This window comes from Gelidimonas diazotrophica (genome assembly GCF_055694025.1).
The window spans coordinates 846,237-866,144 of sequence record NZ_CM146349.1 but is presented as its reverse complement, the minus strand read 5'-3'; the positions used below and the strand labels follow the sequence as shown (position 1 = coordinate 866,144).

The 19,908-nt window shown below is 52.9% G+C and carries 20 protein-coding genes; 14 read left to right on the top strand and 6 right to left on the bottom strand.

Annotated elements, in window-relative coordinates:
* Positions 1-59 precede the first annotated feature (59 nt).
* The 4 genes from KGFNPO_RS04080 to KGFNPO_RS04065 all read left to right on the top strand — a co-directional run bounded on the left by KGFNPO_RS04080 (position 60) and on the right by KGFNPO_RS04065 (position 2,676).
* A complete protein-coding gene (locus tag KGFNPO_RS04080; RefSeq protein ID WP_472633219.1) occupies positions 60-659 on the top strand; it encodes a hemerythrin domain-containing protein in 600 nt (199 codons plus the stop codon).
* Between the two features lie 443 nt (positions 660-1,102).
* Positions 1,103-1,627: a DUF4142 domain-containing protein gene (locus KGFNPO_RS04075; RefSeq protein ID WP_472633218.1), complete on the top strand. Its 525-nt coding sequence runs from the start codon at positions 1,103-1,105 to the stop codon at positions 1,625-1,627.
* Positions 1,628-1,630: 3 nt separating this feature from the next.
* Positions 1,631-1,993 carry a cupredoxin domain-containing protein gene (locus KGFNPO_RS04070; protein WP_472633217.1) on the top strand — a complete coding sequence of 121 codons (363 nt, stop codon included), beginning with the start codon at positions 1,631-1,633 and terminating at the stop codon, positions 1,991-1,993.
* Positions 1,994-2,064: 71 nt separating this feature from the next.
* Positions 2,065-2,676, top strand: a complete 612-nt coding sequence (locus KGFNPO_RS04065) for an NAD(P)-dependent oxidoreductase (RefSeq protein WP_472633216.1) — start codon at positions 2,065-2,067, stop codon at positions 2,674-2,676.
* A 235-nt stretch (positions 2,677-2,911) separates the two neighbouring features.
* Here KGFNPO_RS04065 and KGFNPO_RS04060 read toward each other — a convergent pair whose 3' ends face one another.
* Together KGFNPO_RS04060 and corA are read right to left on the bottom strand one after the other, a co-directional pair.
* The gene (locus KGFNPO_RS04060) at positions 2,912-3,169 is read right to left on the bottom strand and encodes a hypothetical protein (RefSeq protein ID WP_472633215.1); all 258 of its coding nucleotides are present in this window, start codon (positions 3,167-3,169) and stop codon (positions 2,912-2,914) included.
* A 344-nt stretch (positions 3,170-3,513) separates the two neighbouring features.
* Positions 3,514-4,494, bottom strand: coding sequence for a magnesium/cobalt transporter CorA (corA, locus tag KGFNPO_RS04055; RefSeq protein ID WP_472633214.1), 981 nt, complete (start codon positions 4,492-4,494; stop codon positions 3,514-3,516).
* A 195-nt stretch (positions 4,495-4,689) separates the two neighbouring features.
* On the opposite strand from corA, the gene KGFNPO_RS04050 reads away from it, so the two are divergent.
* A complete protein-coding gene (locus tag KGFNPO_RS04050; RefSeq protein ID WP_472633213.1) occupies positions 4,690-5,490 on the top strand; it encodes a sulfite exporter TauE/SafE family protein in 801 nt (266 codons plus the stop codon).
* An 18-nt stretch (positions 5,491-5,508) separates the two neighbouring features.
* Here the strand turns inward: KGFNPO_RS04050 and KGFNPO_RS04045 are convergent, their stop codons facing one another.
* The 3 genes from KGFNPO_RS04045 to KGFNPO_RS04035 all read right to left on the bottom strand — a co-directional run bounded on the left by KGFNPO_RS04045 (position 5,509) and on the right by KGFNPO_RS04035 (position 7,045).
* Positions 5,509-5,661 (bottom strand): hypothetical protein, encoded by a 153-nt coding sequence (locus tag KGFNPO_RS04045; protein WP_472633212.1) that lies wholly within the window; start codon positions 5,659-5,661, stop codon positions 5,509-5,511.
* A gap of 290 nt (positions 5,662-5,951) precedes the next feature.
* Complete coding sequence (locus KGFNPO_RS04040) at positions 5,952-6,578, bottom strand: 3'-5' exonuclease (protein WP_472633211.1); 627 nt, start codon at positions 6,576-6,578, stop codon at positions 5,952-5,954.
* Positions 6,579-6,667: 89 nt separating this feature from the next.
* The gene (locus tag KGFNPO_RS04035) at positions 6,668-7,045 is read right to left on the bottom strand and encodes a YajD family HNH nuclease (RefSeq protein WP_472633210.1); all 378 of its coding nucleotides are present in this window, start codon (positions 7,043-7,045) and stop codon (positions 6,668-6,670) included.
* A gap of 187 nt (positions 7,046-7,232) precedes the next feature.
* Here KGFNPO_RS04035 and KGFNPO_RS04030 point away from each other — a divergent pair, with 187 nt between their 5' ends.
* The 9 genes from KGFNPO_RS04030 (at position 7,233) to KGFNPO_RS03990 (ending at position 18,489) form a co-directional block, all read left to right on the top strand.
* Complete coding sequence (locus KGFNPO_RS04030) at positions 7,233-8,501, top strand: exonuclease SbcCD subunit D C-terminal domain-containing protein (protein ID WP_472633209.1); 1,269 nt, start codon at positions 7,233-7,235, stop codon at positions 8,499-8,501.
* A 269-nt stretch (positions 8,502-8,770) separates the two neighbouring features.
* Positions 8,771-9,235: an endonuclease domain-containing protein gene (locus KGFNPO_RS04025; protein ID WP_472633208.1), complete on the top strand. Its 465-nt coding sequence runs from the start codon at positions 8,771-8,773 to the stop codon at positions 9,233-9,235.
* 11 nt (positions 9,236-9,246) lie between these two features.
* Complete coding sequence (locus tag KGFNPO_RS04020; RefSeq protein WP_472633207.1) at positions 9,247-13,149, top strand: AAA family ATPase; 3,903 nt, start codon at positions 9,247-9,249, stop codon at positions 13,147-13,149.
* 166 nt (positions 13,150-13,315) lie between these two features.
* On the top strand, positions 13,316-13,495 hold the full coding sequence (locus tag KGFNPO_RS04015; RefSeq protein ID WP_472633206.1) for a hypothetical protein: 180 nt from the start codon (positions 13,316-13,318) through the stop codon (positions 13,493-13,495).
* A gap of 227 nt (positions 13,496-13,722) precedes the next feature.
* Positions 13,723-14,496, top strand: a complete 774-nt coding sequence (locus tag KGFNPO_RS04010; protein WP_472633205.1) for a hypothetical protein — start codon at positions 13,723-13,725, stop codon at positions 14,494-14,496.
* A 337-nt stretch (positions 14,497-14,833) separates the two neighbouring features.
* Positions 14,834-15,364 (top strand): REP-associated tyrosine transposase, encoded by a 531-nt coding sequence (locus KGFNPO_RS04005; RefSeq protein WP_472633204.1) that lies wholly within the window; start codon positions 14,834-14,836, stop codon positions 15,362-15,364.
* 491 nt (positions 15,365-15,855) lie between these two features.
* The gene (locus KGFNPO_RS04000) at positions 15,856-16,890 is read left to right on the top strand and encodes a GGDEF domain-containing protein (RefSeq protein WP_472633203.1); all 1,035 of its coding nucleotides are present in this window, start codon (positions 15,856-15,858) and stop codon (positions 16,888-16,890) included.
* A gap of 234 nt (positions 16,891-17,124) precedes the next feature.
* Complete coding sequence (locus KGFNPO_RS03995) at positions 17,125-17,502, top strand: oxidoreductase (protein ID WP_472633202.1); 378 nt, start codon at positions 17,125-17,127, stop codon at positions 17,500-17,502.
* 297 nt (positions 17,503-17,799) lie between these two features.
* Positions 17,800-18,489, top strand: a complete 690-nt coding sequence (locus tag KGFNPO_RS03990) for a DUF4197 domain-containing protein (RefSeq protein ID WP_472633201.1) — start codon at positions 17,800-17,802, stop codon at positions 18,487-18,489.
* A gap of 676 nt (positions 18,490-19,165) precedes the next feature.
* Here KGFNPO_RS03990 and KGFNPO_RS03985 read toward each other — a convergent pair.
* Positions 19,166-19,702, bottom strand: a complete 537-nt coding sequence (locus KGFNPO_RS03985; RefSeq protein WP_472633200.1) for a peptidylprolyl isomerase — start codon at positions 19,700-19,702, stop codon at positions 19,166-19,168.
* Positions 19,703-19,908 lie beyond the last annotated feature (206 nt).

The following is a 19,908-nucleotide window of genomic DNA, read 5'->3' as shown; positions in this document are numbered from 1 at the left end:
TTCGAGCGTCAACTATTTGTCGGAGCAACCCGGGCAAGCTGATTTTAAGAGGATCTTTTATGCGTGTGCTATCAAATCATATTGCGATACGTGTCATCCAGGATGAGCATGATCGATTGTCGGCCGTAATCCATGGCATGCAGCATTTCGTGCGTGCTATCCACAACGCTGAGAAGGCACCGGACCCCAAGGTGTTTCGGGCAATGCTGCTTTACATTAGCGAGTACCCGGAGCAGGTGCACCATCCGAAAGAAGATCAATACCTGTTTGCACGATTACGCGAGCGCACCAATCAAGTCAATCAGACTCTGGATGAACTGGCGTCCCAGCACATGCAAGGCGAGTCACAGGTGCGCGCACTGGAACGCGCACTGACGCACTATGAACTTGAGGGCGCCGCAGCATTCCAGTCATTTTTTGACATGGTGGAAACCTATTCCAAATTCTATTTTGATCATATGAAATTGGAAGAAGATGCAGTTCTTCCCGCCGCCATTAAGTTCCTGACGCCGGATGACTGGGCCGTCATCGATGCGCAGTTTGCTGCCAATCAGGACCCACTTGCCGGTGCGGTATACCAGGAGAGCTTCGACCAGCTGTTTTCACTGATTGTGAACATCACACCTGCACCGCTTGGGTTGGGGCCATTACCTCACTGATGCTACGCAACTTGCCCGCGAAAAAAGGAACGTAGTGGAGTGCGTCGGAACAGCGGCCCAGATTGCCGGGCGAGGGTTCGACGCCTATTCTTCATTGACTGGAGTATATTTTATTACCGCAATAAATATATGCGTGTATTACCATAAATATGGCAATACTCCTTGTTTTTTTAAAAAACTCGTGGCGTCCTGAGGCTGCTCTACCAGCCCTGTCTTGACGCGCCATAAATTTTGACAATACCAAATCCATCGAAGCCACGGGCATTGACAAAACGCAAATTAATATTCATTTCTTAATCCATAATTTGCTGCAGTACAAATACTCCACAACAGGCAATACGGCATCTTGGTGGCGCGCGATTTACCACCACAAAGAAGAATTGTCCGCTTGCTGGAACTTGTTTACAACCTTTGGCAAAATAACCTTATTTTGGAGGCATCTCATGAAAAAAACATTTGGCGGTCTTGCAGCGGCTTTGCTGAGCTTTGTTGCAACAGTCTCTTTTGCGCAAACGGAAGCGCCGAACGATGCCCAAATCGCAGGTATCGTTGTTGCTGCGAACACGGTTGATATCAACGCCGGAAAGCTTGCCAAGTCCAAGTCAAAGAACAAAGAAGTTAAGACCTTTGCGCAGCTCATGATTACTGACCATACCGGCGTCAACAAGTCGGCGTCGGCGCTGGTTAAGAAACTTAAGGTAAAACCTGAGGAAAGCCCGACCAGCAAGAGTCTCAACGACGACGGCGCCGCGAACCTGAAAAAACTTAAAGGACTCAAGGGCGCTGAATTCGACAAAGCATATGTCGATAATGAAGTTACTTATCACCAAGCTGTGCTGGATGCCATCGACAAGACCCTCCTGCCAAACGCGAAAAATGCTGAATTAAAAGATTTGCTGACAAAAACTCGTCCGGCATTTGACGCGCATTTGCAGCATGCGATGAAGATACAGACGTCGCTGAAATAAGTTGTGCTCGCTTTAACACCCCGGGGCGATAAACTACCGCGTTACACCGGGGGTGCACTGTTATTGGCTGTTGCATTGTTTAGCGCAAGTCACGGGTCCCATGCGGTTGCGAAACCGAAGATGCATACCGTCATCATCGAGGCAATGCAGTTTTCCCCGCAGGTTATTGAGGCAAACGCTGGCGATACCGTTGTGTGGATCAACAAAGACCTCGTTGCGCATACCGCTACCGCACAAAATCGCAGTTTCAACTCCGGCGAGATCGCGCAGAATCGTTCATGGAAATTCAAGGTACGTAGTAAAGGCGTCTTCCCGTATGTTTGTACGTTTCATCCGACGATGAAAGGAAATTTGGTTGTCAAATAGGGGACCAATAGTGCATCAATTTCTTGCCCTGAATTCGCATGACGTGTATCACTACAGAAGAGAAAGTACTCATGAAAATTGCGATTATTGGAGTCACCGGCCGCGCCGGCTCCCGCATTGCCGCAGAAGCGCTTCGCCGTGGCCACATTGTCACGGGCATTGTCCGTTCGCCAGAAAAAGCGGATGTGCCCGAAGGCGTGACCGTACAAAAAAGTGATGCAACGCAACCGGAACAGCTGACTCCACGCTTGCGCGGTCACGACGCTGTTATCAGCGCGGCCACTTTTCAAGTGCTGAAGGCGGCCCCACTACTTCAGGCGGTCAAGGCATCCGGCGTGAAACGCCTGCTGGTCGTGGGAGGTGCCGCCAGCCTGGAAGTCGCTCCGGGAACGCTGCTACTCGACAGCCCGACGTTCCCCGAGGAGTACAAGGTGGAAGCCATCCCGGGCAAGCAATTCCTCGATGACCTGCATGCTGAAACGGAGCTGGATTGGACCTTCCTGTCCCCACCCGCAATGTTTGCGCCGGGCGAGCGCACCGGCAAATACCGCGTTGGCACCGACCAGCTGCTGTCAGATGAAAGCGGCCAAAGCCGCATCTCGATGGAAGACTACGCGGTGGCCATGATCGACGAACTTGAGCGCCCGCAGCACGTCCGCCAACGCTTCACGGTCGCCTATTGAAAATGAATCAGGATTGAACCACCCGAGCAGGGTGCAAAACGTCCTGCTCTCGTACTGTTTTTTAGCGTGGAAACAGCACAGATGGGGTGATGAGAAAAGAGCTCGCTAATTCGCTACTAAGTAACCAACCCTCTCATAGCGGCCAGAGAGGGCAAGCCTTTATTAACGTATTGCAATAAAATCTGACCACGAAATTATGACATTATCAGGACATCATTGCTGCGACTGGAATTGTCTAGGCGTGAATTAAGTTATGCTTATGCCACAAGTTTTTGTGATGCCCGTGCCACTCATGTTTGCATTGCAAGCACTTGGTATTGATTAATTCTTCCTCCCAGTCCCACTTGCGATAAGCGCCCCCGAGCACAACATCGCCATCTTTCACAGCGCTGCGAAGGATTTCGCTTAACGTATCAACGCTGCCATAGATTATCTCTACACCGCTGGCCTGCCTGCAGTTCGGGCATATTTGTTTTGTTTTGTTTTCTGTCATGTCTCTCTCCTTTTTTTATAACAAAATACAGCCAGGAGAAAATATCATTTCAGAATAATTGTGTAGTGATATTGCTCAAGAAGATGATGCTTACATAGCATGCGATTCATTGTTTTTGAGCTTGTCTGAAATAGCGTTCGCTAAGGTGAGCAGGTGCATCTTGTTCACACTTTATATAGATATCTATTTCACAACAAACAAGTTCATCGACATACTCGCGACAAATACCGCTCCCCATCTGAACGCCCGTAAACGAACAGGAGTCGGGATCAATACCTAAAATACCTAAGCATCCAATTGAATTTTTCCTTATGAAAAGGAAACAGTTTTTTCATTTGATGTTTTTATAACCAACCGGCACGCTTCAGCCGGCGGTGCAGCAAAATACAGCCAACAATAATGCCGCCCAAAATTATCGGGTAACTCCATTTCCATTTCAGTTCTGGCATGTACTCGAAATTCATCCCATACAAACTAAATACCATGGTGGGCACCGCCAAAATAGCGCCCCAGCCGGCGAGCCGCTTGACCACTTCGTTCTGGCGAATAGTCACCTGCGCCAGGGCGACCTGCATCGCGGCATTAATCATTTCGCGCATCCGGTCGGCGGCATGGGTGACCCGGGCGACATGGTCGATGATGTCCCGGTAATAAATGCGGTTTTCCTTAGGAATTATGTCGCTATGAAAGCGCAGTAATTGCGTACAAATCTCGATTAATGGCACCGCTGCCGCGTGCAGTGTCAGCAGTTCATTTTTCAGGCTGTAAAAATCCTGTAAGTTATCTGCTTGAGAACTAGGTTTGAACAGCTGGTTCTCAAAGCTTTTGAACCTTGCCTGCAGATTGTCGATACACGGTTGATACTGGTCGACCACGAAATCGACAATCGAATACAGCACATAGCCGGGGCCGTTTGCCAGCCTGTCTGGCAGGCTCTCGGTGCGTTCCCGAACTTTGGCGTAGCCCATTGATTGCCCATGCCGTATGGTGACAACGAAGCGTGGTCCCAGGAAAATATGCGTTTCGCCAAACTGAATCTCTTCATTAGCTAACATCGCGGTGTGGAGAACCAAAAATAGCGTGTCGCCATATTCTTCCAGTTTTGTCCGCTGATGCGCCTTATGTGCATCTTCCACTGCCAGTTCGTGCAGACCGAATTCCTCTTGGATTTTGCCCATCAGTTCTGGGTCCGGTTCGAGCAGCCCGACCCAGACGAAAGTATCGTTTTCCTGTAACACGTCACTGATGGCTTCAATCGTGATGTCTTTTAGCTTTTTACCGTTTCTATACGCGCAGCAATTGATAATCGCGTTTTGTGGATTCATTGATGCGTCCCCTTGTTGTCTTCTGTTGTGGCAATTATGTAATTCTGCCATTTATTTGACGCTTACCCGGCTCAAACATTTGGCGCAATATCATTAACAATCCTTGTTCAAATCGGTGATGAATAGCATGTGCAAGATTGCAAATATACTCTTCTGTTTAAATTAAAATTTAACGCATTACGGGAAAAGGTCTGCATGATAACTAGTATCGGATTGGGGCTCTTGGTCGGCACCATCATGGCTTTGACTGGTGCCGGCGGTGGAATACTCGCCGTCCCGCTGCTGGTGTTCGGCGCCCATCTGGATGTTGCGCAGGCTGGGCCAATTGGCTTGCTAGCCGTTGGGTTGGCGGCGGCTCTGGGTGCCGGTTTTGGCTTGAAAGCAGGAACACTGCGTTACCGCGCTGCGCTACTGATTGCGAGCGCAGGCATGCTGTTGTCGCCAGCGGGCTTCTGGCTAGCCCAGCGGCTGGATAACCGTTCGTTGGGTATCCTGTTTGGTCTCATCCTGCTGTTCGTCGCATTCAGAACATATCGCCAGGCGCAAATGGGAATGCGGGGCCAGGACCAAATCCCAACCATAGACTTGCCATGCATTCGGGACGCCGCGAGCGGCCGGTTCATCTGGACGACACGATGCGCCCGTGCTTTGGCGCTGTCCGGCACTATTGCCGGGCTGTTGTCAGGTCTACTGGGCGTAGGTGGTGGATTTGTCATGGTGCCGGCATTGCAACGCTATACAGACCTGACGATGCAGTCTGTCGTAGCAACCTCGTTGGCGGTGATTGCTCTGATATCTCTTACTGGCGTCGCAACCAGCGCTTCGGCGGGTCATCTGAACTTCGCTATCGCCATCCCTTTTTCCGGGGGCGCGCTTGCTGGAGTGATTGCCGGGCGCATCATTGCGTCGCGTCTGGCCGGGCCGCAGCTTCAAAAAGGATTCGCCCTGATATGCGTGATAGTTGCCGCCGGGATGATGACAAAGGCGCTGGCCTAAATAATCACATATGCAATTTTAGAAAATCGCCTTAACCGCCCAGACAATCAAGCCAATGCTGACGACTGCCGACGCTGCCATGCAAACGATTGCTTGAAATTTATTAAAATTGAAGCCAATTTTTTTCTGCTCTGGTGGAATTTCAATGGTCTTTTGCAATACATTTTCCATCGCGTCCTCGCTTATTTGCTGCAACTTATTACTGCAGCTTATTACTGCAACTCGTTGCTGCACTAATTGCTACAGATCATTATATGAAGAGGTTTCCACTATTCAATAGAGAAACAGATAACTCTCAGCAATATTGCCTTGTTTTATAACAATGTTGAGCCATCTAGTTATTCAGGAAGCTACATGACTCTTATTACTCTTGCATGGGTGACTGAAGCATCAGCAAACCAAACCCTCAGCGATCAGCTGCTGCTTCCAGACTAAAACCGCAAAATCCCAATGCACCACTGCTACGCCTGCATTGCACAGCGTTTTTTGAGGAAGTCCGGCACCTTGGCCGCGCTTTGGCGGTTGACCGATTCCAGCCACAGCGGATCAATCTTGCGCAGGCCGTAATGGCATCCCAGATGATCGCCGATATGCAGCAGCAACTTGGCCGACACTTCGGCATCGGCTTCGGCCCTGTGTGCTGCGCTGTTGAAGCGGATGCGCAACGCCGACGCCAGTGCCGCCAGCTTGTAACTGGCCATGCCGGGAAACACCCGCCGCGACAATTTGAGCGAGCAGATCAAACCCTGATGCGCCGGACGCAAGCCTTGCATTCCACTTTCAGCCAATAAAAACCGCAAATCGAAGCTGGCGTTATGCGCCGACAACGCATCACTACCGATAAAATCCAGCAACTCCGGCACCACCACAGAAGCGCGTGGCGCGGCATTCACCATCGCTTGCGAGATGCCGGTCAGGCCGGTAATAAAAGAGGGAATCCGCACGCCGCAATTCACCAGCGACACGTAACGATCCGTAATTTTGCCATCCACAATCCGCAGCGCCGCAACCTCGGTAATACGGTCGCCCCTATCCGGGGACAAGCCGGTCGTCTCAAAATCCAGCATCACAATCGGTTTGTCGAACACGGCGCATTCTTTCTGACTAATATTAAGAGCTGCATTATCTCAGGCCACAAAGCGATTGCACCTTTGATGTTGTTGCTTGATTGTATGCATCAAGACTTCTTCTTGATCAGCGAAGACAAGGCGGCAAAAGGATTATGGGTTGCCGCTTGCACCCCGCCGCTACCCTGCGCGGAGGTGCCTTGTTGATCGGCTTCCAGATAGCGCGAGTGTTCGTTATCGTGGCAATACAAGCAGAGCAATTCCCAGTTGCTGCCGTCGGGCGGATTGTCGCTGTGATTATGGTTGCGGTGATGTACGGTCAGTTGCGACAGATTGGTGAGGGTAAATTCCCGCATGCAGCGGCCGCAAATCCACGGGTAGATTTTCAGCGCCCGTTCGCGGTATCCCACCTCGCGCTGATCTGCGTTACGGCGCGCATCGGCGACGATCTTGTCCAGCTTGGCGCTGTCCGGCTTTTTTGGCAACATGGTTATTCCTTTGGCTTGAACAGTTTTGTAGGATGGGTGAAACCCATCACTGTAATTACCACAGCACATGATGGGTTTCACCCATCCTACCTGCTGAAAAGCATAATTATTCAAGTGCTATCAGTTATATTAACGGCCAATATATCACTACCTCCCGTCATCCAAACGCGGACCAAAGGACATCATCGTGCGCTTCATCCATACCTCGGACTGGCATCTGGGCCAGACCTTGCACACTTTCGAACGCAGCTTCGAACATCAACACTTTCTGGACTGGCTACTCGATACGCTCGTCGCCGAACAGGCGGAAGGCTTACTGATCTCCGGCGACATCTTCGACAATGCAAACCCGTCCGCCGTTTCGCAAAAGCAGCTATACCGCTTTTTGCAGCAAGCCAAAACGCGGGTGCCGCATCTGAACATCGTCATCATCGCCGGCAACCATGATTCGCCGGGCCGGCTGGAAGCACCGGGACCGCTGCTGGAAACATTGGACGCAACTGTGATCGGTTTTGTTCCACGCTTGCCGGACGGCACAATCGACCTTGCGCGGCTGGTGGTGCCGCTCAAAAATCGACTGGGCGACATCGCCGCCTGGTGCTTGGTGATCCCCTTCCTGCGCCCCGGAGACGTGCCGCGTGTTGAAAAAGGGGTGGAGACAAACACAGAAACCACGAACGATCCTTACATGGAAGGCATCGCGCTGCTGTACCGTCAGGCGCTGGAATATGCGCTGACCTTGCGCCAGCCCGGCCAGGCAATTATCGCGCTGGGCCATTGCCACATGGTGGGCGGCGAAATCTCACAAGACTCCGAGCGTCGCATCGTCATCGGCGGCACCGAAGCGTTGCCTGCTGGTATCTTCGACCCGGCAATCGCCTATGCCGCGCTGGGCCATTTGCACCTGGCGCAAAGCGTCGGCAAGCAAGCGCACCTGCGTTATTGCGGCAGCCCGCTGCCGATGTCGTTTGCCGAAGTAAACTATCCGCATCAAGTGCTGCGCGTCGATCTGAACGGCGAAACGGTGGCGGATATTACCGCCCTGCCGGTGCCGCGTGCAGTCGAATTATTGCGCGTACCGAAACAGCCTGCGCCACTGGAAGAAGTACTCACTGCGCTGGCAGCGCTTGTATTACCTGACCATGCAGATTTACAACGACAGCCGTATCTGGAAGTGCGCATCCGTCTCGACGCGCCCGAACCCGGCCTGCGCGCCCAAATTGAAACCGCGCTGGAAGGCAAACAAGTGCGCCTCGCCAAGATCGAAACCAGCTTCACGCCCAAAATCGCGGCCGGCGCGAATGAGGCCGCCGCATCGCTGGATCAGCTGGAACGGCTGCAACCGGACGACATCTTCAACCGGCTCTACAGCACTAAATATAAAACCGACGCGCCGCTCGAACTGCGCGCCGCTTTTGCCGAATTGATGCTGACGCCAGCCGAAGATATCCATTGAAATCCTGCAATCCTGCATTTACTCCCTTCTCCCGCTTGCGGGAGAAGGGCCGGGGATGAGGGAGGTCGCAATATGTCAAGTGTCAAAACAAGGCGCAACCTGGATTGCATTGCCATATTGATGCGGCCGGAATGTTTGCGGGCCCCCTCTCTCCCGCGAGCGGGAGAGAGGGGCAAACAGTGGATTACTAGATGTGTAGATACCTATGCCCTGCAAGGGAGGGACTCCGCACAATCACTCCCCTGAAAACAACCCAATAAACCTGCTCAATGGAAATCCATTCACCCCACCACCCTGCCAGACTCCCCGACGATATCCGCACTTGGGCCAGAGAAATGCGGAGCAGCATGACCGACGCCGAAGCATTGCTGTGGAAGCTATTGCGCAATCGCCGCCTCGCTGGTGCAAAATTCAGACGACAGCATCCAGTCGGACGCTACATTCTGGATTTTTACTGCGATGAACGTAAGCTCGGCATTGAGCTTGATGGCGGGCAGCATGGCGAGGCGGCGGCGTACGATCAAGTACGGGATCAATGGTTGCACGGGCAAGGCATCCAAATAATGCGCTTCTGGAATAACCAGATGCTGACGGAAACGGAAGGTGTCTTGGAGTCGATTTATCAGGTATTGCAAGCTGCGGCGTCGGTAAATATCCGCAATACGGCTCCGACGACCACCCTCATCCCCGACCCTTCTCCCGCTTGCGGGAGACGGGAGCGAAATGAAAAGTAAATAAATAAGATATGAAAATCCTCGCAATCCGTGGCAAAAACCTGGCTTCGCTGGCGGGCGAATTTGAAGTCGATTTCGAACAGGAACCGCTGAAATCAGCCGGCCTGTTCGCCATTTCCGGCCCGACCGGCGCCGGCAAAAGCACGCTGCTGGATGCGCTGTGCATGGCGCTGTATGAAAAAACGCCGCGCTTGTTGAAAGCCGGCGGCATCGGTTTGCCCGACGTCGGCGACAACACCATCAGCCAGCAAGACGCCCGCAACCTGTTGCGGCGCGGCACTGCAGAAGGCTATGCCGAAGTCGATTTCGTCGGCAACGACGGGCTTGCCTACCGCGCCCGCTGGAGCGTGCGGCGGGCGCGTGGCAAAGCGGGCGGCGGCTTGCAAAAAACCGACATGAGCCTGAAACAATTGCCCGACTTGCATCCCATCGGCGGCACCAATAAAGAAGTCCTGCATGAGATCGTGCAACGCATCGGCCTCTCGTTCGACCAATTCACCCGCGCAGTGTTGTTGGCGCAAAACGAGTTTTCCGCCTTCCTGAAAGCCGACGACAACGAGCGCGGCGAATTGCTCGAAACCCTGACCGGCAGCGCCATCTACAGCGCGCTGTCGCAGCGCGCCTATGCCCGCGCCAAGGAAGAACAGCTTAAATTGCAGCGCATCAATGACCAACTGGCCGATCAGCGACCGCTCCCCGACGACACCCGCAGCCAACTGGAACAAGACAGCAGCGCCGCCAACGCCGCCGTCACCGCGCTCGATCTGCACAAAACCGAACTCGACACCCAGCTGCGCTGGCATCAGGACGACGACAAATTCCACCAGAACGAACAACTAGCGCAGGCGCAATTGCAGCAAAGGCAAGCGCAACAAGAAGCCGCCGCCGAACGTCGCACCGATCTGCACCGTGTCGAATCGGTTCAAGCCGCCCGCCCGCTAGTGGCCGAAGTAGACCGACTGACGCGCACCATCGCCCAGGATCACAGCGCAATTGCCGATTGCCAGACCAAGCTGACCAACACCGAGCAAACCCGCCAGCAAGCCGACGCCGCGCTGGAAATCGCGCAACGCACGCTGACGGACGCCGAGCAAGCGCAAAGCAACGCCGCCCCCACGCTGGATCAGGCCAAGGCGCTCGACGCCCGCATCGACACATCGCTGCCCGCGCATCGTCAAGCGCAGCAAGCGCAAATCGACGCCGACCAAACCGCCGCGCTGGCCCAGAAAAACCTGCACACCAAGCAAACAGAAATCAACGCCGCGCAACAAAAGCAGCAAGCCACCGAACATTGGCTGGCGCAACACGCGCCGCTGCAAACGCTGGCGGAAAACTGGCCGCGCTGGGACATACTCCTGAAGCAGGCATGCACTTACCGCAATGAAACAGTGCAAATTGAAGGTATACTGGCAACATTTTTACGGAACATAGAAAAGCAGGACGCACTGCTTAAAACAACGACTGCAGCACTCACTGCCGCCGGCGTCGCACTGAATCAGGCCGACCAGCAGCGCCAGCACGCCGCACTGCGACACGCCAGCATCGACATCGCCGCGCTACAAGCACGCAAGCACAACGCAGAAATCCACCGCGACCAACTCGGCAGCGCCGAGCAAATCTGGCGCGCACTGGCTGAACACCAAACCCGCCAACAAGCGCTGCACACGCAAAGCCAAAACAGCCAGCAAGCCACAACCCAAGCCGATACTGCATTGGCCCAAGTCAGCGCACAGATCCCTGCGTACACCGCTGCATTGGCGCAAGCCGAACGCTCGCTGAAAAGCGCCGAAGCCGCCTGCGGTGAAAACGTCGAAACCTTGCGCGCCGCGCTGGAACCGGACGCGCCCTGCCCGGTCTGCGGCGCGACCGCGCATCCGTATTCTGTAGACAATCCGCAACTGCACGCGATGCTGGCCAGCCTGCAAACCGAAGTTGCACACTGCCGCCAGCAATCTCAGCACGCGCACCAACAGCACGCCACCCACAGCGCGGACGCCGCCAGCCACCGCCGCCAACTGGCCACCATCGAAAAAGAGCAGCAGCAATTGCACACCGCGCTAGAGCGCCACCGCCAAGACTGGCAAGCGCACCCGATTGCCATCGAATTAAGCGAGATTGATACCGCACAACAAGCCGACTGGTTCGCCAGCCAGCGCGCCACCGTGCAAACGCGACTGCGCAGCATCAACCAGCTAGAAACCGATTGGCGCAACGCCGCCCAAGCCAAAGACACCGCCCAAGCTGCATTCGAGCGCGCCGCGACAGAACACAACGCAAAGAAAGAAGCCGCCAGCGCGATGCAAATCGCGCTGTTTGAGACCCAATCCAGACAACACGCCAGCGCCGAACAAAAGCACCAAAGCCAGCAACGCTTAACCCAATGTCTGGACCAACTCGACGCCGCCTTCAGCGATCCACTTGATGCTGAAAATTGGAAAATCGATGGAAAATTCAGCTGGAGAATCGACTGGCAACAAGAACCGGATGCCTTCTACAATCAATCCAAGCACAACGCAGAACAATGGCAAACCCAGCGCAACGCCCGCGACCAAGGCCTGCAACGCAACGCCACCCTGACGCTGGAACACAGCGGATTGTTCGATGCGCACAGCAAGGCAACTACCGATCAATTGCGCGCCAACAGCGCCTTCGCCGCCAGCGACGCCGCATTGAAAGCCATGCAAGCCCTACGCCACGCGCTATTCAACGGCCAGCCGGTACAGAGAATCGAATCGCAATTTGCCAACGCGATTGTCGCCGCCAAAACCCTGTTGCTCCAACGCACCCAAGCCAGCAACGACAGCAAGCAAGCCCAAACCCGTTTTATCGAAGCGCTGGAACAAGCCAAAGCGCGCCTCGCCAGCCACAACAGCGAAGCCCAAACCGCCGCCGAGCAAGTGGCCGACTGGATCAGCCGCTTTACTGTTGAAAATAATGTTGCAAATAATGTTGCAAATAATTGTGCCGACAACGAACCGGCCACATTCGACACCGCCCAACTGCACGCGCTGCTAGCCCACCCCGCCGACTGGATCGCCTTTGAGCGCAAGCAATTACACGCAATCGACGCCGCAGCCCAACAAGCCACCACCGTATTGCAAGAGCGCACCAGCCAACGGCAAGCGCACCAGCAACAGCGCCCACCGCAAGCTGCCAATCCAGCCGAAACAGACACAGCACCTATAGAAAACACGCTGAACGAAACAGAAGCCAACGCGATTGCGCCCGAGCTTGCAACCGACATCAGTGCCAACCCGATAGACACGCTGCAGCAAGCGCTGCACACCTTGGCCGCCGAGCGCCAGAGCGCCCACGCCCAAGCCACCGGATTGCAACTGTCATTAGCCCAAGACCAAGCGCGCCGTGTGCATGCGGCCGACATGCTCACCACCATCGCCAAGCAGGAAACCACCTACCGGCTGTGGGCGAAACTCAATGACCTGATCGGTGCCGCCGACGGCAAAAAATTCCGCAATTACGCGCAGCAAACCACGCTCGACGTACTGCTCGGCTACGCCAACCGCCACCTGAACGAACTCTCGCGCCGCTACCGGCTGCAACGCATCAGCGACACGCTGGCGCTGATGGTGGTGGATCAGGACATGGGGGATGAATTGCGCTCAGTCCACTCGCTATCCGGCGGCGAATCTTTCCTGGTTTCGCTAGCGTTAGCGCTCGGCCTCGCATCGCTGTCAAGCAACCGGGTGCGCGTCGAATCGCTGTTCATTGATGAAGGTTTCGGCAGTTTGGATGCAGACACCTTGCGCGTCGCAATGGACGCGCTAGACGGCCTGCAATCGATGGGCCGCAAGGTCGGCGTGATCTCGCATGTGCAGGAAATGACGGAACGGATTGCGACCAGGATATTGGTGCAGAAGACGGCGGGAGGGAGGAGTTTGGTGGGGATTGGGTAAGAGGATTGCTTTTTTAAAAATAATTACCCCAGTTACAACCAGATCACTTATAGTTTCCAGCGGAACAAAGACATGAACATAAATAAAATCGTGGTCTGACCCCTTATTATTTTATCTTTTAAATGATTGTTTTAATTTTTAAATTATTTTTTACGGTCTACACATAATGAATTATTCAGAAATAATTTCATCATTTATATCAGCTTATATCTATCGTCAAAAAAAATTTCTAATAGCTTACCGACTTCATGGCAAGAGAAAGAAACGCAATCTGAATACAATGATCGCCAGAGGAAAAATGCAACAAAAAAAGCAGAATGGGAAGAGAGAAAAAGGCAATCCATAATAAAAAAACTTGAATATGAGGTACGAAAAAAAATTAAAGCCATAAATCAAGCGGATTACGAAGAGCGTCAACGGCAACAGGCAATTAAGCAAGCGGATTACGAAGAGCGTCAACGGCAACGAGCAATTAAGCAAGCGGAATACGAAAATCGTCAACAGCAATACGTCACCAAGCAAGCAGCAAACGAAGAACGTAAGCGCCTAAACGACATCACACAAGCTGCAACTATGGAACGACAACGATTAATTGTGACCAAACGTATCGAAAAAGAAAAAATACAGAAAAAATCTGATCTCAAGCAGATTGGTATTACAGAACAGCAGCGATTAGTTATGATCAAGCATGCAAAAATCGAAGTACAAAAGACGTATCTAAAAAACACTCCAATTTCGCAGATAGAGAATAACAAGTCTCATGGGCAGTTACCAAATAAAATTCATTTTACGAAAAAAATAGGATTAATTTCCGATACTCAAAAAACTACTCCTGCATTTCGTGTTGGTGATCGATCGGACATAAAAACCGTAATATTATTATCTGCGCCAGGCCAATGTGAAGAAAAAGCAGGAAGACCAGCAGCGGGAGAAACAGGAAACACGCTAGAGACCATGATTAAGTATTTCCATTTGCACGACCCAGTTAAATTTCCATCTACAAAACTAGCCGATTACACTATAGTAAACGCGACTGAAGAAGTTTATTATATGAAAAAAAACAATCGAACCCAAGGTAATGATACCGAAATCAAAGATCCAAAAAATATACAAAGAATCAATAATGTTCTAGCAAATGCTGAAAATGTTATTGCTCTCGGAGATAACGCGCAACTTGCTATTGATAATTCAAAATTCGGCGGAACGGTTTACCGTGGCGAACATCCATCAATGCAGGCATTAAACAAAAAATACGGTTCCGATAAAGCCACTCCAGGTGAACGCCGTCTCGATAGAACTTCCCAATGGTCTAAATTAGTTATGGAATCTACGAAAGTTAGGAAATAAATATAAGGCCGCAAGCCGCAATGCGTAAGGCCGTAAGGCGCAATTCGTAGGGCGTCAATAAGCGAAGCGCATTGCGCCGTATGTTCCTGCGCATACCTACAAGTGTATTTTTAAATACCACAATTGATACGGGCGGTAATGTGCCTGTTTTAACTGATACTCCACCTGTTTCATAAAACCAAGAAGGCTGGACTGCGCAACCCATCATCCATGCGCCGTCAGCATGCGGCGCAATGCGCTGCGCTTATTGCGCCCTACTGTTGCCCTACGGTTGGGCAACGGTTGGACGTTACGTCTTGGCGCGCTTCGCGCATGTTGCATATGCTAAATTCCAACAATGCCCAATTACCGACGCGCCTGGCATCCGGGCGGCACTTATTTCTTTACTGTGAATCTGCTGCAGCGATTCGGCAACGATCTGCTGGTGCGGCATATTGATCTTCTGCGCGACGCTGTGCGGGTGGTTCGGGTTACACATCCTTTCACCATCCACGCCTGGGTCGTGTTGCCGGATCATTTGCATTGCGTGATCGAACTTCCGATTGGCGATGCGGATTTTGCGGTACGTTGGCGCTTGATTAAAATCCGCTTTTCCAAATCACTTCCGAAAACGGAATGGCGCCCCGCGATCCGTGTGCGTCGCGGCGAACGGGGTATTTGGCAGCGGCGTTATTGGGAACATTTGATTCGCGATGACCGTGATTTTGCTGCGCACATGGATTACGTCCATATCAATCCGCTCAAGCATGGTTTGATTCGCAAGGTGATTGATTGGCCGTATTCGACGTTTCACCTGCTGGTAGGTCACGGTGTTTATCCTGCAGATTGGGCTGGCGGCGATGAGGAGGAATCGGGTTATACGGAGTAGGCATGCGGCGTAATGGTGTAGCAGGGGTTTCGATTGGCATGCCATTACGCCCTATTCTCTATAGCCGCACTCCGTCAGCATGCGGCGTAATGCGCTGCGCTTATTACGCCCTACTGACATTGTTTTAATTGAAAAGGCGTCTACATCGAAGGCGTAAGCGATTACACCGCGCCCCGCGGGCATCGGGTATATTTTCCAATGTTATTCAAGGCTGTAAGCCGCAATTCATAGCGCCGCATGCTCCTAAACATACGCGCGAGTGTATTTTCAAAAGCATAGGCGATACGTGCGTAAAAATACCTGTTTTAGCTGATACCCACCTAATTTTCATAAATCCATGAAGATTAAAAGACGCAATTATTCAAGGCCATAAAAGGTACCGAATAGCAACATCCGATGGTAAAGTTACATCTGTATCGGCAACAAAATCGCGTCGGCAAGCCGGCATTTCTTTGCAATATTTTTTCCAAAAACCACTTCTCTAACTCGCCATGATCGCCAGCACCATGCAAGCAGAACGCCAGCACCTGATCCGTTCACTGTTCGAGGAGTACATCGAGATGTACGCCGCGCGCGATGATCGCCTGACTACGCACTTCAGCGAAAATTTCAGCGGTTACACCGGCGGCGGCGATTTTCTGGTCAAGGACAGGGGCAAGTGGGTGGCGATCACCAGACAGGATTTCGCGCAGGTGAGCGGCCGTATCCGCATCGAGATGCTGGACCTGTCGATACAAGACCTGAGCGACACGGTCGTGGCCGTCACCGCGCTGTTCCACATTCACCTGCCAATCCCCGAGTGCATCCTGTCGAGCAAGGCGGCGCGGCTGGGGCTGGTGTTCCGCTTGGAGGGCGAGGACTGGAAGATTGTGCACAGTGGCATCTCGATCCCCTATAGCACGATTCATGAGGGCGAGGTCTATCCGATCAAGAGCTTGCTGATACGCAACAACGATCTCGAGGCTCTGATCGAGGTGCGCACCCGCGAACTGGAAGACGCGAATAACCAGCTGCAAATGTTGAGCGATACGGACGGCCTGACCGGCATCGCCAACCGCCGCAGCTTCGACCACATGCTTGCGAAGGAATGGACGCGCGCGCAACGCGCCGGTACGCCGCTGTCGCTGATCATGCTCGACGTTGACAACTTCAAACATTACAACGACTTCTATGGACACTTGGCCGGCGACGACTGTCTGCGGGCGCTGACCCAGGCGATGGTGAAGGCGGGACACCGCGCGGGCGAGCTGGTGGCACGCTACGGTGGCGAGGAATTCACCGTGCTGTTGCCGGATACAAACGGAATAGATGCGCTGGAAGCCGCCAGTCGCATCCAGCAGGAAGTCGGGTCGCTGGCCCTGCCCCATGCGGAAATACCGACAGGCATCGTCAGCTTCAGCATGGGCGTGGCCAGCCTGCTGCCTTCACAGCAGCAGGTCCCCGAGGATCTGCTGCGACTAGCCGACACCGCGATGTACCACGCCAAGCAGTCGGGGCGCAACTGCGTGCGGTCCGCGCCAGAATAGAAAACCGTAATGCGTACCGGAGTCGGTAGATTCGATTGGCATATTGCGCATAGCGCGCCTGCCTGGAACCATAATCCACAGCTGTGCAAAAAATAAGAAATCGGAACTTCTGGAGCGGGTGGACGACGAGTTTGCGGCAGCTTCATTTAGTTGCATTTTGTCATCTGTTGCCGGACTATAATGTCAGCGAAACAAAACTCGATTTTTTACATTGCAAAGCAAAGGCGAAATACCATGAAAAAAATCCGTATTGGCGTAATCGGCGCCGGCGAAACCGGCACCCCGCTCTTGAAGCAACTGCTCGATTCCAGCTTTGTCGAAGTGGTCGGCGTGGCTGACCTGAACCAGGAAATGCCGGGTATCAAGCTGGCGCGCGAGTACGGCATCGTGACCACCACTGACTTTATGGAAATTGCGCGGCTAGGCAACGGCGTCGACATCCTGATCGATGTGACCGGCGTGGCGAAGGTGCGCGAGGAGTTGCGCAATCATTTTCAGCAGAGCGGCAACCACCATACGATCATCATGCACGAACTGATCGCCGTCCTGATGATGTCGCTGTCCAGAAACGAGCTGATTTCCAGCAAGCACGACCAGCGCGATTACAATTAATCGGCCACTGCTCCAGCCCGCCTGTCAGGCAACTGCAAGCGGACTATCCCGGTGCCAATGCCGTAGGCGCAATTCGTAGCGCCGCATGTTTCCACACATACCTATAACTGTATTTCAAAATACCGCATTGATACATGCGGAAAAATGCATGTTTTAACTGATACTCCTCCTGTTTTATAAAACTATGAAGGCCGGCCGGCGCAATGCGTAAGCCGCACGCGATCCGCGGGCATCGGGTATATTTTCCAATGTTATTCAGCGCGCATACCGTGCCATGCCAACCCACTGGAGTCCGCCATGTCAAACCGTCTTTTCGCAAAATCACTGTTGTTGCCGCTGTGTCTGGTTGCCTCGGGCGCGCTGGCGCTTTCGCTGGCGGATCTGTCGAATCAGGATGCCAGCAGCGGCCTGAAGGCAGCCTTGGAAAAGGGTTCAGTTGCGGCGGTTGCCAAACTCGGGGTCGAAAATGGCTTTCTGAATAACGACAAGGTGAAGATCCAGTTGCCGGGAATACTGGAACAGGCGCGGCCGTTGTTGAAGATGACCGGCCGCGGCCAGCAACTCGATGACTTGGTGGTGTCGATGAATCGCGCGGCCGAGGCGGCGGTGCCGATGGCTAAACCGCTGCTGCTCAAGGCAGTGAAGTCGATGTCGGTGACCGATGCAAAAAATATTCTGACTGGCGGCGACACTTCGGTCACCCAATTTTTTCGTGAAAAGACTGCCGACCAGCTCAGTGTCACGTTTTTGCCTGTGGTGAAGAAGATCACCGACCGCTCCGGCCTGTCTGCCCAGTACAACGGCGTGATGGGTCAGGTATCGAAGCTGGGCCTGGGGCAACAGCAAGCCACCGTTGAAAGCTATGTAACGCAACGCGCGCTGGATGGCCTGTATACGATGATCGGAGAAGAAGAAAAAGCGATTCGCCAAGACCCAATCGGCAGTGGCAGCAAGATCATCAGCAAGGTTTTCGGGGCCTTGCGTTGAATCGATATGCATAGGAGCAAGCCCGTAAACCGCAATGCGTAGGGCGCAATAAGCGTAGCCCTTGCAGGGCGCATATCCGCTTGCAAGCGGATACCGTTTCGCAGGCGTGGGGCAATGCCCCACGAAACCCCTGCTACACCATTGCGCCGCATGTACCTACACATACCCACAAGTGTATTTTTTAATACCGCAAATGATACCTGCGGGAACATGCCTGTTTTAACTGATACTCCACATTTTTTATAGAATCCTGAAGATGGGACGGCGCAATTTGTATGCCGCACGCCGTCAGCATGCGGCGCAATGCGCTGCGCTTATTGCGCCCTACGATTTACGCCTTCTGTATTTATACATCTGGTATGTATTTTTAATATACGCAATGAATACATGCGTAAAAATGCTTATTTTTACCTATACACCCTATTTTTTAAAATCAAAGCGGCAACGCGCACTTCATGTGGCGATAGCGACGCATATTGCACCGCAGGTTCCGGGAGTGACGCCGTTCGCTTGAGGATAGTGGCTTGCATCAGGTAAGTCGCGCAAGTCAGGCATGTGCCGACGTATTACCTGCTGCGTGGGCACAGAAGTGTGCCCACGCTACGCTACACGAAGGCAATGATTTGCCCTCGTTATTGACGCGTTATTAACGCCTTATTGACACGCTTTTGACACCTTAAGCAGCGCTGGCTTTGAGGCTGGGGAATCTTTTGTCGATGACTTGATTCCACTTTGTCAGCTTCTCTTCAACCTGTTTCAGCAACGCGGAAGCATCGCCTTCGATGGTGACTTTTTTGATGATGTCATCCTTGGCGATGCTGTTGACCACTTTCTGGTCTTCGCTGCCGACCACGACGCCGAACACGGTATGTTTGCCGTCCAGATGCGGTGTCGGGCCGTGGGTGATGAAGAACTGGCTGCCGTTGGAGGCTGGGCCGGAGTTTGCCATCGACAATATTCCGGCTTTGTCATGACGCAGGTCCTTGGAAAATTCATCTTCAAAATCATAGCCGGGGCCGCCCATGCCGCTTCCTTGCGGGCAACCGCCCTGGATCATGAAATTGTCGATGACGCGATGAAACTTGAGTCCGTCGTAGTATCCGCGGCCAATGAGGTTGACGAAGTTGGCAACCGTAACCGGTGCCTGATCGGCAAAAAGGGTGATGTTGATGGTGCCCTTGCTGGTTTCCATGATGGCTTTTAATGTAGTCATTTTTTCTCTTTCGGTGTTGTTGGTTGGGTTATTGATGCAGGCACGAATGATAGGGACAGATCAGGTTTTCAGCACTACATTGTGCGCTGCCCTCTATTATTCCTTATTTATCGTCCCGGCACGGTAGGTTGGCTGTAAAGCCCACATTTGGAACATGCAGATATCGCTAACCATGTTGGGCTTCGCAAGCGCAGCGCCAATCTACC